Annotated in this window: 15 protein-coding genes; 1 reads left to right on the top strand and 14 read right to left on the bottom strand. The window is 32.6% G+C overall.

What is annotated here, in order from left to right:
- Positions 1–5 precede the first annotated feature (5 nt).
- Positions 6–2,513 (top strand): M14 family zinc carboxypeptidase, encoded by a 2,508-nt coding sequence (locus GQ47_RS08180; protein ID WP_035647125.1) that lies wholly within the window; start codon positions 6–8, stop codon positions 2,511–2,513.
- A gap of 48 nt (positions 2,514–2,561) precedes the next feature.
- On the opposite strand, the gene GQ47_RS08175 is transcribed toward GQ47_RS08180, so the two are convergent.
- The 14 genes from GQ47_RS08175 to GQ47_RS08110 form a co-directional block, all read right to left on the bottom strand.
- Positions 2,562–2,981 carry a hypothetical protein gene (locus GQ47_RS08175; RefSeq protein ID WP_152561009.1) on the bottom strand — a complete coding sequence of 140 codons (420 nt, stop codon included), beginning with the start codon at positions 2,979–2,981 and terminating at the stop codon, positions 2,562–2,564.
- 3 nt (positions 2,982–2,984) lie between these two features.
- Positions 2,985–3,392 (bottom strand): hypothetical protein, encoded by a 408-nt coding sequence (locus GQ47_RS08170; protein WP_035647120.1) that lies wholly within the window; start codon positions 3,390–3,392, stop codon positions 2,985–2,987.
- A gap of 11 nt (positions 3,393–3,403) precedes the next feature.
- The gene (locus tag GQ47_RS08165; RefSeq protein ID WP_152561008.1) at positions 3,404–3,850 is read right to left on the bottom strand and encodes a hypothetical protein; all 447 of its coding nucleotides are present in this window, start codon (positions 3,848–3,850) and stop codon (positions 3,404–3,406) included.
- A gap of 17 nt (positions 3,851–3,867) precedes the next feature.
- Positions 3,868–4,314 carry a hypothetical protein gene (locus tag GQ47_RS08160; RefSeq protein ID WP_035647116.1) on the bottom strand — a complete coding sequence of 149 codons (447 nt, stop codon included), beginning with the start codon at positions 4,312–4,314 and terminating at the stop codon, positions 3,868–3,870.
- Positions 4,315–4,411: 97 nt separating this feature from the next.
- A complete protein-coding gene (locus tag GQ47_RS08155) occupies positions 4,412–4,999 on the bottom strand; it encodes a hypothetical protein (RefSeq protein ID WP_035647115.1) in 588 nt (195 codons plus the stop codon).
- A 31-nt stretch (positions 5,000–5,030) separates the two neighbouring features.
- A complete protein-coding gene (locus GQ47_RS08150; RefSeq protein WP_035647113.1) occupies positions 5,031–5,420 on the bottom strand; it encodes a DUF1801 domain-containing protein in 390 nt (129 codons plus the stop codon).
- Positions 5,421–5,427: 7 nt separating this feature from the next.
- A complete protein-coding gene (locus tag GQ47_RS08145; RefSeq protein ID WP_035647112.1) occupies positions 5,428–6,057 on the bottom strand; it encodes a hypothetical protein in 630 nt (209 codons plus the stop codon).
- Between the two features lie 20 nt (positions 6,058–6,077).
- Positions 6,078–6,509 carry a GNAT family N-acetyltransferase gene (locus GQ47_RS08140; protein WP_035647110.1) on the bottom strand — a complete coding sequence of 144 codons (432 nt, stop codon included), beginning with the start codon at positions 6,507–6,509 and terminating at the stop codon, positions 6,078–6,080.
- Between the two features lie 13 nt (positions 6,510–6,522).
- On the bottom strand, positions 6,523–7,203 hold the full coding sequence (locus GQ47_RS08135; protein WP_035647109.1) for a DUF4919 domain-containing protein: 681 nt from the start codon (positions 7,201–7,203) through the stop codon (positions 6,523–6,525).
- Between the two features lie 42 nt (positions 7,204–7,245).
- Positions 7,246–7,632, bottom strand: coding sequence for a YdeI/OmpD-associated family protein (locus GQ47_RS08130; RefSeq protein ID WP_035647108.1), 387 nt, complete (start codon positions 7,630–7,632; stop codon positions 7,246–7,248).
- 137 nt (positions 7,633–7,769) lie between these two features.
- On the bottom strand, positions 7,770–8,675 hold the full coding sequence (locus GQ47_RS08125) for an arginase family protein (protein WP_035647107.1): 906 nt from the start codon (positions 8,673–8,675) through the stop codon (positions 7,770–7,772).
- Between the two features lie 106 nt (positions 8,676–8,781).
- A complete protein-coding gene (gene lpdA / locus GQ47_RS08120) occupies positions 8,782–10,170 on the bottom strand; it encodes a dihydrolipoyl dehydrogenase (protein ID WP_035647105.1) in 1,389 nt (462 codons plus the stop codon).
- Between the two features lie 287 nt (positions 10,171–10,457).
- A complete protein-coding gene (locus GQ47_RS08115; RefSeq protein ID WP_035647103.1) occupies positions 10,458–16,346 on the bottom strand; it encodes a T9SS type A sorting domain-containing protein in 5,889 nt (1,962 codons plus the stop codon).
- A gap of 157 nt (positions 16,347–16,503) precedes the next feature.
- Positions 16,504–17,088: an NUMOD4 domain-containing protein gene (locus GQ47_RS08110; RefSeq protein ID WP_035648095.1), complete on the bottom strand. Its 585-nt coding sequence runs from the start codon at positions 17,086–17,088 to the stop codon at positions 16,504–16,506.
- Positions 17,089–17,257: the final 169 nt, after the last annotated feature.

Below are 17,257 nucleotides of genomic sequence, written 5' to 3'. Positions count from 1 at the left end.
TAATTATGACAAAAAACCTTTACGTAGCATTATTTTTTATAACTGCTTCAATTTCTGCTTTGGCTCAGTTGAAGTCGCCTTCAGAATTTATTCCGAATTACGGAAAGCAAATTAGCTATTATCATCAGGTCGAAGATTATTTTAAATATCTAACCGAGAATTCAGCTTTAATCAAAAAACAGCAGTATGGTTTGACAAACGAACAGCGCGATTTGAATTTATATTTTATTTCGGATGTTGAAAACCTGAAAAATCTGGAGCAAATTCGTTTAAATAATTTGGCTTCGATTGGGCTTTCTGATTCAAAATCGACTACTTCACAAGACAAAATTATTGTGTGGCTGAGTTTCAATGTACATGGAAATGAATTTGCAGGAACAGAAAGCGCTTTAACTGTTGCCTACGAACTTTTGAATCCATCAAACGAAGAAACCAAAAAATGGCTTAAAAATACCATTGTAATTTTGGATCCATGTATTAATCCTGATGGTTATTCCCGTTATGGAAACTGGCTGAGAGAGATTTCAGGTAAAAAGAATCATCCAGGTTTGTACGACAGAGAGCATATGGAAGAATGGCCAGGCGGAAGATACAATCATTATTTGTTTGATTTGAATCGCGATTGGGCATGGCAAACTCAAGTTGAATCACAGCAACGTATAAAAGTGTACAATCAATGGATGCCTCAGGTTCATACAGATGTGCATGAAATGAGTTATAATTCACCTTACTTTTTTCCTCCTGCAGCCGAACCTTTGCATGAGTTTATCGAGCAATATCAAAAGGATTTTCATAATGTTTTAGGAAAAAATATTTCGCAAAAATTCGACAAACAGAACTGGATGTACAACACCAGAGAACGTTTTGATTTGTTTTATCCGAGTTATGGCGATACATATCCAACCTACAATGGCGCAGTTGGTTTGACATTAGAGCAGGGTGGAATTGGAGCAGGACGCGAAGTAACAATGGAAAACGGCACAAACGTTACCATAAAAGACCGTTTAACACATCATGCAACGGCTGTATTGACAGTGGTTGAAAGTGCGGCTTCACAAAAAGATGTACTTTTGAAAGGTTTTAGAGATTTTCATACCAACGCCCGAAAAAAAGCAAAAGGTGTTTACAATACCTATGTTTTAAAAAGCAATGCAAAACTGGAACAACTGACTGAAGTGCTGAAAAAGAATGATATAGAATTCAGTTACGCCGATGCATCTGCTAACGCTTCAGGTTTTCATTATCAAAACAAGAAAATTGAAAGTTTCAAGATTGAACCAAATGATTTAATCATAAAAGCAGATCAGCCGAGATCTGTTTTGACGCAGGTTTTATTCGAACCAAATCAAAAATTGAATGACAGTTTATCCTATGATATCACGGCTTGGGTATTGCCATTGGCTTATGGAGTTGAAGGTTATGCAGTAAAAAATGCACTTTCTGTAAAAACGAAAACTGCAATTGAAATTGCTCCAAAAAATATTCCGGCAAGTGTTTACGCATTTTATGTGCCTTGGAACAGTAGAATTTCGGCACAAATTCTTTCAATATTGCATCAAGGCGGAATTAAAGTGCGTTCGGCAATGAAAAAGGCAGTTTTCGGAACAATTACAATTGAGCCGGGCGGTTTAATTATAAGTCGCGCCGATAATCCAAAAATTGCCGATTTTGAGAAAACTGTCAGCGAAATCATTAAAATCAAATCGGATTACAGTTTTATTACGACGGGATTTTCCACCAATTCAAAAGATATTGGTGGAGAAAATTTTGTTCTTTTAAAAGCACCAAAAATATTGATGCTTTCTGGAAAAGGAATTGTCTCGACCGAGTTTGGAGCCAATTGGCATTATTTGGACGAAGTGATAAAATATCCGGTAAGTATTGTTGAAACTTCCAATTTCAACCGAGTTAAATTGTACAATTACAATACTTTAATTCTTTCAGATGGCTCTTATGATTTTTCAGACGATCAGAAAAAACACATTGACGAATGGATTAAAAATGGCGGAAAAGTAATTGCTATGAGCAGTGCAATTTCGCTATTTCAGGATCGCGAAGGTTATGCTTTAAGTATGTTCGCAAGTAAAGAAGACAAAGAGAAGTCGGAGAAAGAAGAAAAAGAAATTGAGCTTAAAAAACGCTTTCTAGACTTTGAAGGTTCAGAAAGAAGAGAAATTTCAGGTACAATTCCAGGCGCGATTATCGAAAATAAATTAGATAAAACGTATCCAATGGCGTTTGGATTAGGAAATACTTATTATAGTTTAAAAACAAACGAAAGATCGTTCTCGCTTTTAAAGAATGCGATTAACGTGGCTTATATACCAAAAAACTTTTTGAGTTATGGTTTCGTTGGAAACGATATCAAGAAAAAACTCCCTGAAACTGTGACTTTTGCAGTCGATAAAAGAGGCGACGGAAGTGTAATTTATATGATGGACAACCCTCTTTTTAGAGGTTTTTGGGAAAACGGAATCCTCTTATTCAGTAATTCATTGTTTTTAGTCAATTAATAAAAAATGCTCTTCTGGAAATTATTCAGAAGAGCATTTTTTTATTTTTTATTGTCGCACAAAATATAAATCAGAACCATCAACATACGATTTTCCCAAAATCATTTCCCCTTTATCGGAAATTCCATAAGTCCATTTTGAATTATCAATAAGAACTAATTGGGTTTTTGGTTCTCCGGAAGAAGGACCTCCAGATAAATAGTCGAGTTTATATTCATATTCGTGCTCTTCTTTTTCCCCATCGATACTAATTGTTAAATTAGATCTTCCATCAAAGGTGTAGACAATATTTTTGTCTGAGTAATCAGTGAAAGTTTCCTTATTTGGATAATCAGCAGCGCCATAAACAAAATTTCGGGTTTTTACCAATTTCCAACTTCCAATCAACGGATTAGTATTGTCGTCATCATCCGAACAGCTTGTAAAAGCTAAAAGAATAAAAATAATCGGAATAATTTTCTTCATCATAATTTATTTTACTTTTTCATATTTCGATATAAAACAGTCATTGCATTCTTCGCTTAAAGTCAGTTTATCGCCAGCAATAATAAAAGATCGATCAGCATAATATACTTGAGTTATGTCCTCTTTATCAATTACAATCAATTTTTTATTTCCTCCAAAAATTGATTTTTTTGTGGCAATATGAAACTTTAGTTTTTTCATTAATTGGCCATCTATGTACGTTTTTACATAATTATCAGAGAATTCAAGTTCTTCTTTTCGATTCAAAGCAGCAGGAGTAACACCTTGAAAACCTCCAGTCGATGAAACCCAAAGCCATCGGCCTTGCAACGAAGCTACGCTATTAGAATTTTTATCGTCATTGCTGCACGAACTCAAAATGATTAATACAAAAAGTAAAAGATATTTTTTCATTTGCAATAATTTTAGTTTAAACGAACATATTCAGAAGAATTGCATTTGTTGCATATCATATTCAGATTTAACTTAGAACCACTTATTTTAATGCCTTCAAAGCTATGAGTAGGGACTATCGTGGCTTTTTTGTTTGTAATGCGATAAAAACCAGCTATAACTAGGGTTTGAGTAGGGGTTTCTCCAATCACTTGTTGGGTCACGATTTCAAATGTGGTATTTATTGTTAAAATTCCATCGATATATTTTTTAAAACTGTTACCTGAAAATTCAAGTAGAATTGTTTTCTTTTCAGTTTCGGGTGTAGTAATAGTGCCGTCGACTCCGTTAGTAGTACTGGTCCAGCTCCATTTTCCTTGTAGTTTCTTTTCGACTTCGGCATCGTCATTTTTGGGAGTATCGTCACTATTGCATGAACTCAAAATGATCAAAGCAAAAAATAAAAAATATTTTTTCATAAGAATTGATTTAGCTTTTAATATTCTTTTATACGATCATATTCTGATATTATACCATTCGTGAATTCTTCCCTGATATACAGTTTATTTTCAATGATTTCAAAGGAAAGATCACCGGTAGGTCGAGTTTGCGAAGATTTGCCTGTAAGAGAATAAGCATTGACAAATACAAACATATTTTTTTCACCACCATAAATTGATGGCTTTTTTACAACAAAAAAGGTTCTGTTAGAATCCAAAGCTCCATTTTGATATTGTTTGAAAGAAGTGCCAGAAAATTCTAAAACAATTGTAGTATTGTGTGAGGCAGGCGTAATTGGTGTATTATTAGATTGCGTGGTAGATTGTACCCAGTTCCAGCGTCCGCTTAAAGATTCTTGAGCTGTAGTGTCGTTTGGTTCACTATCGTTGCTGCTACAGGAGCCAAGAACTGCTATAAGTAATAGTAAGTAATATTTTTTCATCGGTTTAAATTAATTGGTTTTATTTAAAGATGAATTTTTAGTTAAAAGGTTGCGTTAATTGTAGGTAATTTATTAAAATATTGTTTAATTTTCTAAATTAGCTTTTGATTAAGAGCAATTTTTGGCCTTCAAGAATCATTCTGAACCCATAAGAAATAGTTGCAAATGCACAGCCTAAACTAACAATTACATTAGTAATATTTACTGGTGTAATTTTTTGTGTTATCAAATAAATACCAAGAATTGCAAATAAAGAAGTCCAGGTTCCTATGTAAAGATCAAAAGTACGTTTGAATATTTTAGCAAGCGGAAAAAAATGCAGGCCCACAATTAGAACAAAAAAGCAAATAAACAGTTCGTCGTGATTAATATTCATCAAAATATTTTTGGCAAGTAATATTCCGAGGCCTTCCAGACCAAAAATGATCAAAAACCATTTTTCGTTTTTCTTTTCTTCTTCTGTTTTTTCAATTGTGCTTTCCGGAAGATTTTTTTGAGCTTTTGTAAATTTCAGATAAAAGAATAAAAAACTCATAATGATAAGTCCTAAAAAAATGCCTGCAAGACGGGAGTCTTTATTTTCAAGATAATATTCGGCTATAAAAGCCCAAATCGAAGTGTTAATAATCATGAAAAATAAGCCTCCAATTGGTTTTTCAATGTCTTTTTTAGTTAATGTTTTCATTTGTAGTTTTAATGCTTTTTTTAAAGTAAAATTATTTCAGGCGAATCAAAACACCTTTTCGTTTGACAATATTTTTATAATCCCACTGAATGTTTCTTGCCTTTTCAAGCCATCTTTTCAAATCGTCAATATTGATTTGTTCAGCATTTGTATAACGCTTTTCAGCGGCTTTAAAACTTCCTTCATTCTGAAGTTCGGATTCCTCAAAAGTCTGCCCGCTCCAAAAAAGAAGTCTCACGGAATCTTTTAATTTGCTATAGCCCGCAACAGGATTTCCGTCTAAAAACCAAACCGGATGTCTGTGCCAGATTTTGCTTTCCGCTTCATGCAGAAATGAATTTATCTCAGAACTTAACAAATCACATATTTTTTTGTCTTCGGAAGTTTGAGAATCGTTATAATCGTTAATTTCCTGATTCATAATCTTTTTAGTTTAAAACAACGGCTGGAGTTGGATCATTTTCCTTGATTCTCACTCTGCATTTTTTTTCAATTTCATATACATTTTCAATTCCTGAAACATAAATAATATCCGGAACGAATTTATCTGGGTTGTTTTTTCTGCTTTCCATTTTTCCGGTTCTTAGTTCAAACTCGAGATTTCCAAAATTATTCCTAGCCTTTATTTTGACATTTCCTGTAAATTGTTCCCAATCGGTGCTGGTTGTTTTTCCATTTTGAAATTGAATCAGTCTGGTTTCTGTTCCAACAAAATATCCTCCTTTTTGAAATAAGGAATAAATTGAATTTATAATCACGTAAATTCCCGCCAGCGTTAGTAAACAGATAATTCCGCCCGGAACGATTAATTCACCTAAATCATCTAAACTAGCAGTTACTGGAACTCCATTTGACTCAAAGTGAGTTTCTTCATTTTTAAATAAAGGCCCAAGAAAGCCATATATAAAAAGACTCATAAAAGCGCACATCAAAATCCCGATAAGCAACCCGCCTAATGACTTGCTGAGTGGCTGTTTTCGTTGTGCTTTTATAGAGAAATCTGTTTTTTCATTTTCAATTTGTTTTTTAAGATCAGCAGGTAATACTGTTAAATTCATTTTGAGGTATATAGTTTTGGTTAATTTATGTTTTCTAATAATTCGAATAAAATATAAGTGCCATGTTCAGAATTTCCTTTTTCCTTTTCAATAAATCCCTTGCTTTTATAAAAATCGACGGCTTTCATGTTTTTTTCTAAACATTTCAATGTAATAGGAAATGCAGCTTTTTTTGTGGCAGCTTTCAGTAATTCAGTTCCAATGTTTTGGCCCTGATATTTTTTGCTGATGTATAAGTGGTGAATGAAATTATTGGGCATCCAAATCGATATAAATCCAACCGGAATGTTATCAATAAGTGCCGTTAGAATAAACTCGCCTTGAGTCAGTTTCTCGAAATCATCTAACTGAAATTCAGATTGGTCGAGCCACGAAAAAGTACTTTTTCTTTCCTCTAAAAATAATTTTTTCAAAGGCTCATAATCCTTTTCTCTTATTGTTGTTATAGTCATTCAATTTATAAGCTTATTTAATTCCCTTGGCTTCATTTTCAAGCATTTTTTCGATGTTGAAATACACGCCATCAACATTATATTTTCCTTTTTCAAAGCTAAGATAATCACAATTTCCAACCAATGATTGTCCTTTTGATTCAAGCTCAAAAAGATTCAGCATAACATATTCATGTTCGACTAATAAGACATGAAATCCTGTTTCGCATTTTTTGCCGTCGCCAGAAGACAAAATGGCGTTCATAATGTTGTGAAATTTGTATGAAGTTATTTTTGCTGATTCATCATCACCTTTTAAATGATAAATATAAGCCAGATAATTGAGCTGTTTTAAATCAAAAGGAAAATCAGTCAGCGTATGATTGGCAAGTTTGATGATTTCATTATAATCAGCAGTTTCCAGTTTTTCTTTGTTGTAATATTCGCGAAGCTTTATTTCATCAGGAGATCTCCAGAAAGCGTTGTATTTAGGCTGAAAAACATATCCAAAATACAAATAGCGAAAATCATCTTGCGTCATGAGCGTATCATTTTTGGCTAACCGATCCATCAGCTTCGGATAATAAAATACCGATTTTTTATCCTGAATTTCTTTTTCAATTTGTTTATAATCCGGTGCTTTGAAATCAAGTTCCTGAGCAAAAGCATTCATTCCGAAACTGAAAAGCAAGATGAAAAGAAAATGTTTTAGCATGATATAGATAGTTTAGGTTATAACTGTGATTTTGAGTGATATTTATTTTTCTGAAGTATCAATAATCCATTTTCCTTGTTCTTTGGCAATATCAATTAATCTTTGGCCCTGTTCTGTCATTAAATTCTGTGCAATAAGTCTTTCGGCTCTTTCAATGTTAGTTTTGCTCCATTTGCTGGTTTTCGGATTTCGATGTGAAAAAGTCAAATAATAGCTTTCTGTATCACGTTTTTTGCAAAGACTGTCAATCCATCCAAAGCAAAGCGCTTCTTCAGTAGCTTCAATTAAATTGACACTTTTTGTCTGGCTTTTTTTGTGATATAAAATTAGCCAAACTGATTTTTCATTTGCACCATTTTCTGAAAGCCATTTTCTCCAGTCTGCGCGAGTTTCGGCATAAACAGCTAGTTTTCCGTCTTTTGTTTCCATAAAACTTATTTTTAATTGTTTCAGTAAAAGTAAAATGGCATTGTGACAACGGATTGTCAGTAGTAAAAATAGTATAAAATATTGAATTTGAGTGTTGTAATTTTTTAAAAGAGCAACTTGTCTTGTACTTTGTTTTATTAAAATTTATTTCTGAACTCGTTAAAAGTACTTGTAATATTGGCAACAAAATCCTTTGAGTATTGCCCACTAAGATCTAGATCTGGGTCGAGAATCGTTATTTCGAGTCCAGTTAATTTTTCACTTTGAAATAAATAGGAGGTAAGTTCATTAAATTCAGCATATGAAAGCCCGTCTGGCGTTCTGCTGTCAACACACGGCATAATTTCGTCGTTTAGAACATCAACATCAATATGAAGAAAAAAACCGTCAAGATTTTTGTTTTTTACTTCAGAAAGAAATGCGGAAACACAATTCGAAATTCCTTGCTTTCGGATATCATTTAAACTAAGATATGTTGCTTTGGAATTTCGGATTTCATTTTCATATTCTTCATCATATTCACGATTACCCACGCACCAAAGATTTTCTTCTTTGATATACGGAGAAAGATTAAGAATATCGGTCAGTTTTTGATGTCCATTTCCCGTTACAATTGAAGCAGCCATTCCGCCGACGCCACCAGTTTCAGATAAAGAAACATCCATGAAATCGGTATGTCCGTCGAGGTAAAATAAACCATAATTTCCTTTTTGTTTTAAAGCAATTGCCGTTCCTAGAAGGATACTGCAGTCACCACCAATTATAAATGGAAATTTATTTTGTGAAAGTAAATTATTGATTAAATATGCTTGTTCTCTGGCGTATTCTACAAGCGAATTTGTATTGAGAATTTGCGTTTCAGGATCTTTAATATTGGTATATTTTGGAGCGTCAAGCGTCAAGACATCTTTCGGATTAATTTCTTTATGCAGATTGTGTCGCCATAGCCATTCGGGCAATTTTTTTACTCCGGGTTCTTTTCCTGGCTGAGGTTCTTTTAAACCTAAATTTGATGGAAATTCAACAATACAAATCTCTTTCATAACTTATTATGTTTAGGTAAAGTTATGAAAATAAAAAAATCCGACTTGCTTTCACAAATCGGATTTTTAAATTGAAAATTATATGTAACCGTAAAACGGTTTATTTTTACAAGTGAATTACTTCGCCGTAAGCATCAGCAACAGCTTCCATAACAGCCTCGCTCATTGTTGGGTGAGGGTGGATAGATTTAAGGATTTCATGACCTGTAGTCTCTAGTTTACGAGCAACAACTGCCTCAGCAATCATATCTGTAACACCAGCACCAATCATGTGGCATCCTAACCATTCTCCGTATTTAGCATCGAAAATTACTTTTACGAATCCATCTGGAGTTCCGGCAGCTTTAGCTTTTCCTGAAGCAGAGAATGGGAATTTACCAATTTTTAATTCGTATCCTTTTTCTTTAGCTTGTTTTTCAGTTAAACCTACAGAAGCGATTTCTGGAGTTGCATAAGTACAACCAGGAACGTTTCCGTAATCGATTGGATCTACGTGTAAACCAGCGATTTTTTCAACACAGTTAATTCCTTCAGCAGAAGCTACGTGAGCTAAAGCCTGACCTGGAGTAACGTCTCCAATTGCGTAGTATCCTGGAATGTTAGTTGCGTTGTAAGCGTTAACTAAGATTTTATCTCTGTCAACAGCAATACCAACTTCTTCTAAACCAATATTTTCAATGTTAGTTTTGATTCCAACCGCAGAAAGTACGATATCAGCTTCAAGAACTTCTTCTCCTTTTGCAGTTTTTACAGTTGCTTTAACTCCGTTTCCTGTAGTATCAACTTTTTCTACAGAAGAGTTAGTCATTACTTTAATTCCAGCTTTTTTCAAAGAACGCTCAAATTGTTTTGAGATATCTTCGTCCTCTACAGGAACTACGTTTGGCATAAATTCTACAATAGTAACATCAGTTCCCATTGAGTTGTAGAAGTGAGCGAACTCAACTCCAATTGCTCCAGAACCAACAATAATCATAGATTTTGGTTGTGTTGGTAAAGTCATTGCCTGACGGTAACCAATTACTTTTACGCCATCTTGAGGTAAGTTTGGCAACTCACGAGAACGAGCACCAGTTGCAATGATGATGTGATCAGCGCTGTATTCAGTAACTTTATTGTCTTTATCAGTAACGTCAAGTTTTTTTCCTGGTTTTAGTTTTCCAAAACCTTCAATAACGTCAATTTTGTTTTTTTTCATCAGGAACTGAACACCTTTACTCATTCCTTCAGCAACACCACGGCTGCGTTGTACAACAGCAGGGAAATCTTTATCAAATTCAGAAACTTTTAATCCGTAGTCAGAAGCGTGTTTTAAATAATCAAAAACCTGTGCTGATTTTAATAATGCTTTTGTTGGGATACATCCCCAGTTTAAACATACACCACCAAGGTTTTCTTTTTCAACTACAGCTGTTTTAAAGCCTAATTGTGAAGCTCTAATAGCTGTTACATATCCGCCAGGACCACTTCCTAAAACAATAACGTCGTATTTCATTTTTTTGGTTTTTAGTATTTACTACCGAAAATGAGGTTTATAGTTCCGAAACTCATTTTCAGATTATTCTTTTGTTATTTGTGATGGCGAATTTAAGGATTTATTTAATGAATGGAAAATTTAGTGCAGACAAAGTTTAAAAAGCAATTGATCGTTAAATGTTTAATTACTATAATTTTAAGAAAAATGTTTCTGAGAATTTTTTAATTTCGAAATTGGACATAAAAAAATGCGTTTTTAAAGTAATAAAAACGCATTTTTTTTAATGTATTGTTCTTGTCAGTAAATTATTGCAAGACAATTTTTTTGACAATATGAGTGCCATTGGCTTCTAAGAAGATGTAATAAACACCGCGTGGCAATTCATTTAAATCAATTGAATGATTGGTAATTCCTGTTTTAAATGTAGCGGTTTTTACCAATTTACCTAAGGTGTCGTATACTGTAATTTTTTCAAGATCTATATTATCAATGTTTACGGTTCCGCTTGACGGATTTGGATAAATAGTGATGCTGCTAAAAATAGATTCTTCGACAGTTAATGTGCCACAAGTAGCTGAATATTTAGCCGAGATATCTTTTGCTGCAGACCAGTTTAAAGTCGAATAACTTTCATTGTCTACTTTGATACAAGTTAGTGACGCATTAGATTTGAAGTTAAGATTTATTAATTTGCTGTTATTTCCATTATTTAAATTAAGGTTTGTCAAATTATTACTAGAACAATTTACCTCAGTAAGATTAATGTTTTTTGATAAATCAAGACTTTTCAGCTGATTGTTGGCACAACTAAGTTTTGTCAATAAAGTATTGCTCGATACGTCCAGAGATGTTAGTTTGCTTGGGCCTTCATTTGATTTCTTGGTAACAGTTACACTTCCGTCGCAATATAATTCTTTCAATAAACTATTATTAGAAACGTTAAGTGTCGTAAGCGGATTATTTGAACAATTTAAATAACTCAACATCAGATTTGAAGATAAGTTGATGTTAGAAATTGAATTCCCGTTGCAAGATAATTTTTGAAGTGCTTTAAATCCTTCTATTCCTTTCAAATCTGTAATTCCAAGATTTGAAATATCTAAAGTAGTGATGTTCGCTAAATTTACATTCAGAACCTGACCGTTTTTTCCATCCTTGTCAATTCCGGCGTTAATTAGATACTCTTCAAATTTAGGATCAGCGATTGTTGTAATTGAAATACAATCGGTAGAATATTGGGCAGTTGTATCTTTTTTTAGAGGCCAATTTGGAGCATAAGTCATGTTGTTAACTTTAATACAAGTTAATGACGGATTATTTGTTATATCACCAGTTGTTGCACCATCATCAAATTGATAAGCTAAGCTAAGACTTTGCAACTTGTTGTTATAAGCATAAAGTGCATTCATACCTAATAGCGGGCTAAAATCAAGATTGGTTAAATTGTTGTTCTGGCAATAAACCCAATAAAGTGCAGCGTCCTGATAAAAATCAATAGTTGTTAGTTTATTGTTGGCACAATGTAACGTTTTTAAGCTTTTGTTTTTAGTTATGTCAAGGCTTACTAGCTCATTATCATTACAATTTAACTCCGTTAATGATGCATTATTGGATGCTTTTAAAGTAATCAATTTATTACCATAACATTGAAGGTCTTCTAATAAACTATAATTCGAAATATCCAGATTGGTTAATAGATTGTAGTTTAAATCAACTACTTTAAGTGGTGCTGTTTTAGGAATAATTAAGGCATCAGATGTAATTTTATTATTTGAGACTCTTATTTGATTCACTTTTGGACATTGTGATAAATCTAAGCTTTTCAGCTCATTGCCTGAGGCTGATATACCTACAAATAATGGGTTTTTTGTCAGGTCTATTGAAGTTAGATGATTTCCATCACACGCTATTCCGCCAAGAATAGCATTTTTAGTAACATCCAATTGCGTTAATTCATTATAACTGCAACTTAAACGATCCAAAACAGTATTAGATTCCAAATTTAATGCTGTCAGTTTATTGTTGCTGCAATCTAAATTACTTAGCTTTTTTTGTGAGCTTAGATTTAAACTCGTTAAGTTGTTTTTGCTACATGATAAAATCGTCAGCTCCGTATTTTTAGAAAGATCAATATTTGTTACCACGTTTTCGTCGAAATATAACGTTTTTAAAGCTTTGAAATCCTGAATACCTGTCAGGTCTGAGATTTGTGAACTTTTAACATCTAACAAAGTAAGATTTGAAATGTTCGAAGTTAAAACTCTGTTGTTTTTACCATCTGTGTCAATTTTTAAAGCAATAAGCTTGTATTCAAAATTATCATCAGGAATGGCAGTGTAAATTCCACAAGAAACTGAAAAATTTGCAGACGGATCTTTATAAGCTGACCAATTGCTATTGGCATAATTCAAATCATCAACTTCAATACAAGTAAGTCCTGTGTTGTTTTTTAAATTTAAAGATTGAATTTTGTTGTTATTTCCGTTTTTTAAAGAGATATACGTTAACTTGGTATTACCAGTATTTAGAGAAGTTAATGCTTTGTTTTTAGAAATATCCAAACTCGTAATTTTTGTGTTTGAACAATCTAAAGAAGTCAGCAATACATTTTTATTCAGATTAAGATTTGTGATATCGTTACTGCTCAGATTTAATGTTTTTAAAGCGGTAAAATATTCTAATGTGCTTACATTTACGATAGCGCTTCCTGAAATATCCAAATTAGTAACCGCTTCTGCATCAGATTTTAGGATTTTGCCATTTAAGCCGTCTTTGTCAATACCTAATAAAATTAATTTTGCTTCAAGATTTGCGTCAGGAATATCAGCATACAAACCACAAGATCTGCTGTAACTAGCTGTAGGATCTTTAAGTCCAAACCAGTTAGAATTAGAGTAATCTACATTATCTACATAAATACAAGTCAGATTTGGGTTTTTACGGAAATCACTTTCATTATACAATTTGGCCATATTTTTATTATTGCCATTTGCCACATTCAAATTGGTTAATTGGTTATCTGAACAGTTTATTCGTGTTAGTGCTTTAGAATTTGAAATGTCTATCGCAGTAATTTTATTTTTTTGACAATCTACTTCTGTTAAAAGTGTATTTTTTGACAAATCTAAATTGGTTATAGCATTAGAATTACATTTAAGACTTGTTAGTAATAAATTTTGCGAAAGATTTAAAGCGGTCAATTCGTTATAAGAACAGTCCAACGACTGTAGTCCTTTGAAGTCCTGAATTCCTGTCAGGTCTTTAACTTTATAAGCGCTCACATAAAGCGATGGCCTTTGTTTGATTCTAAAAGTCTGCACTTTTCCATTTTTTCCATCTATGTCAATATAATTGGCAATTAAAACATCTTCAAATGCAGGATCCGGAATCAAGGTAACTTGATCACAATTTTCAGAATAAACAGCTTGTTGATCTTTATAATTTTTAAATCGGGTATTAAAATCGTCTTCATTATCTACTTGTATGCAATACATTTCGTAGTTAACTGATACTCTTACCTGATTAAACAGAGCATTATTCCCGTTTTTCAGGTTTAAACTACGTAGTGAATTGACACCACAATTTATATTTTTAAGACTAGTGTTTTTTGATAAATCCAGGTTTGTTATTTTATTTCCACTACAATCAAAATCTGTAATTGAAAGGTTTTTTGATACGTCTAAAGAGGTAAGTGCATTACTGCTGCAGTTTAAGTTTGTTAAACCCTTTTGCAATGTCAGATCCAGATTGGTAATTTTATTTCCATAGCAATTTAGAACACTTATTGAAGTGTTTTTCGATATATCTAAAGCAGTTAGTTTGTTGGTATTACACGTTAAGCTTGTTAATGCCGTATTTTGTGAAATATCTAAAGCCGTAAATAAATTTGAAGAACAATCTAAACTTTGCAGCAAAATATTTTGAGACAAATCGATATTGACTATAGAATTTGTATTAAAATTTAATGACAGCAATTTTTTATTATTCGTAACATTTAAAGTCGTCAGTAAATTGCCAGAACAATTTAAAGTCTCTAATTGAGTATTTTGAGATAAATCTAAAGCTGTAATTTTGCTGTTATAACAACTTAAATTAATCAAACTTTTGAAGTCTTGAATTCCTTTTAGATTTGAAATTGAAGTATTAGATACATCAAGCTTTGTTAATCCGGATATACTTGAGGTAAGCACTTTACCGTTTCTTCCGTCAATATCGATTCCTTTGTTTATCAGAGAAGTTTCAAAAGCATAATCCGGAATCAGAGTATAATCTCCGCAAAAAATTTCAAAAGTTGTTGCCGGATCTTTTTTTGCAGACCAATTTGTTGTAGCGTACGAAACAACATCGACTTCAATACAAGTTAAATTTGGATTATTTCTGAAATCAAAATTTACAAGTTTTGTGTTTTTGCCATTCTTTATATTTAAAGTTTTTAAAAGATTATTGTTACAATAAAAGTCCGTAAGCAAAGTGTTTTTAGATACATCTAAAGAAGCCAGTTGATTGTTGGAACAATTTAAAACTTTAAGGTTTTTATTATTTGAAAGATCAAGATTCACTAATTGATTGCCCGAAACAGTAAGAGTGGTCAAAGCAGTAAAATCCTTAATTCCGGTAAGATCAGTAATCGAACTGTTAGAAAGATCCAGAGAGGTAAGATTCGAAATAAAAGCTGTTACTATTTTTCCGTTTTTTCCGTCTTTATCAATTCCCAAGGCAATTAATTTATCTTCAAAAGCAGAATCGGGAATAGTGGTAAACGGTCCGCAATATACATTGTATGTCGTTGCGGCATCTTTTTTGGATGACCAATTTGAGGTAGAATAGGCAGCATTATCAACTTCTATACAAGCTAACGCTGGATTATTTCTAAAATCGTATGTTTTGAAATTAGTATTATTTCCGTTTTTAAGATTTAAAGAAGCAAGTAAATTATTCTCGCAAGATATTTCGGTTAAAAGCGGATTAAGAGAAATATCAAAAGTGGTTAATTTATTAGAACCGAAATAGATCGAATTCAGATTTATATTTTTAGAGGTATTTAGAGCCGTGATCTTGTTATTGCTGCACTTCAATTGTGTCAATAACACATTTTGGCTAAGGTTTAAAGAAGTCAATTGATTGTCGCTGACATCAATTGTCTGCAAAACTTTCAATCCGTCAATATCCAGTGTTGTAAATAAATTGCCGTTCGCTTTAACAGAAATTAGCAATGTATTATTCCATAAATTGGTTGTAGTGATTTTATTATTAGAGCAATTCAGCGTTTCTAAATTGATGTTTTTAGCAAGATTCAAGGCTGTTAATTGACTGTTACTGCAATCTAAAGTTTTTAATTTTTTCTGCCAGGTCAAATCCAATTTTGAGGGAGAATTGCCTGAAATATTCAAATTGGTCAAACCGAAAAAATCTTCAAGTCCTGTCAGATCTTTAATCGCATTATTTGAGATGTCAAGCGTAGTTACAGAAACAATGTCTGAAGTCAGAACTTTACCGTTAAGACCATCTTTATCTATTCCTAGATTGATTAATTTGTTTTCAAAATTGGAATCTGTAATAGTGGTGTATTTTGGCCCGCACGAATTGGAGAAAACGGCTGCAGCATCTTTATAAGTGCTCCATTTTGAATTTGAATAGGTAATATTATCAACCTGAATACAATCTAAATGGGGATTGTTTTTAAAGTCTATGAAATAATCATTAAATTTAGAATTGTAGCCATTTTTCAAGTTTAGGCTTATCAAATTGTTGTTTCCGCATCGAATACCATTTAGGATTGGATTTGAAGAGATATCTAGGCTAGTTAATTCATTATCAGAACAAGTAAGTCCGTTTAATAAAAGAAGGTTTGAAATGTTTAAATATGTCAGCTTATTGAAACTACAATCTACAACAGTTAACTTGGTATTTTTAGTTACATCCAATGTTGTCAGATAGTTTGACGAACAACGTAAAACCTGCAGTTCCGTAAAATCTTCAATACCATTGAGGTTTGAAATTTTGCTAAAACCAACGTCCAGAGTCTGAACTGTTTTGATATTGGCGGTTAATACTTTTCCGTCTGGCAAACCAGAATCAATCTTAAGCTGTATTAACCTATTTTCAAAATTTACATCAGGAATTGTAGTATACTGTGCGTAGGTAAAAGAACTGATAAACAATACAGATAACAGGACAAGTAGTTTTCTCTTCATGTAGGAAGTTTTTTGGTTTTGGATACTGCAAGTTTACAATTAATAATTGTAATTAATCCTATTATTCTTCCTTTTTTATTTGTCAAAACAGCCTGTTTTTAAACAAAAAAAAGAGGCTCAATTGCCTCTTTCTTTTTGAATTCTAAGATTTTAAAATTTAAATTTTCACGTGTCCCCAGTTTTCACCGCTGGCAATACGTCTAATTTGCATTTCGCTTACACCAAATTGTTTAGCGATCATTTTCAAACGTGTTTTTTGTTCTGGTCTAGCCAAGATTTTCTTGATCAACATCACTTTTGTAGTGGTCAATTTTCTTCCGTCAGCTTTTAAGTTGTGCTCGATGAGATTCTTTTTTGCCTGAATAACACGCGGACTTTTACGGCTGTGTGCCATCATTTCCTGTTTTGTAGCCCAACGCAAATTACTTGCGTCATCATTGCTTCTGTTGTAATCCAAGTGAAGTACATAGGTTTGATCTTCAGATTGTTTCGGGATAAAATATTGGGCAACTAATTTGTAAAGAAAAAGATATTTGTTGACAATTTTGTCGTCTTTTTTAACTTTGAATCTAAAGGTTGGATAACCATCGCTCAATCCGCCTTTAAGGATTCGGCCGTTTTCAATTTCGTCAGTAAAACTTATTAATCGGCCTCTGTTTGAAATGGCATATCTAAGTTGTAATGAAGCATTTATTTCTATTTCTTTGAATTGTTCTTCTGGGTAAAATCTATTTTGTGGCATTTTCATTTACATTTGATTTCTATAATCTCAAAGATAAATAATAAACCAAAAATGAAATGTTAAAGCACTAGCAGTCAAGAGCAGTTTTATGATTTCTATAACGCTGATTTAACGTTTAGAAATGATTTTTTAGCATTTTAAACCTAATTTTAGTACATAAAATTATGAA

The organism is Flavobacterium sp. ASV13 (genome assembly GCF_000745775.1).
Lineage (GTDB): Bacteria > Bacteroidota > Bacteroidia > Flavobacteriales > Flavobacteriaceae > Flavobacterium.
Note: the sequence above shows the minus strand (reverse complement) of the source record. Positions and strands in the feature narration are given on the sequence as shown.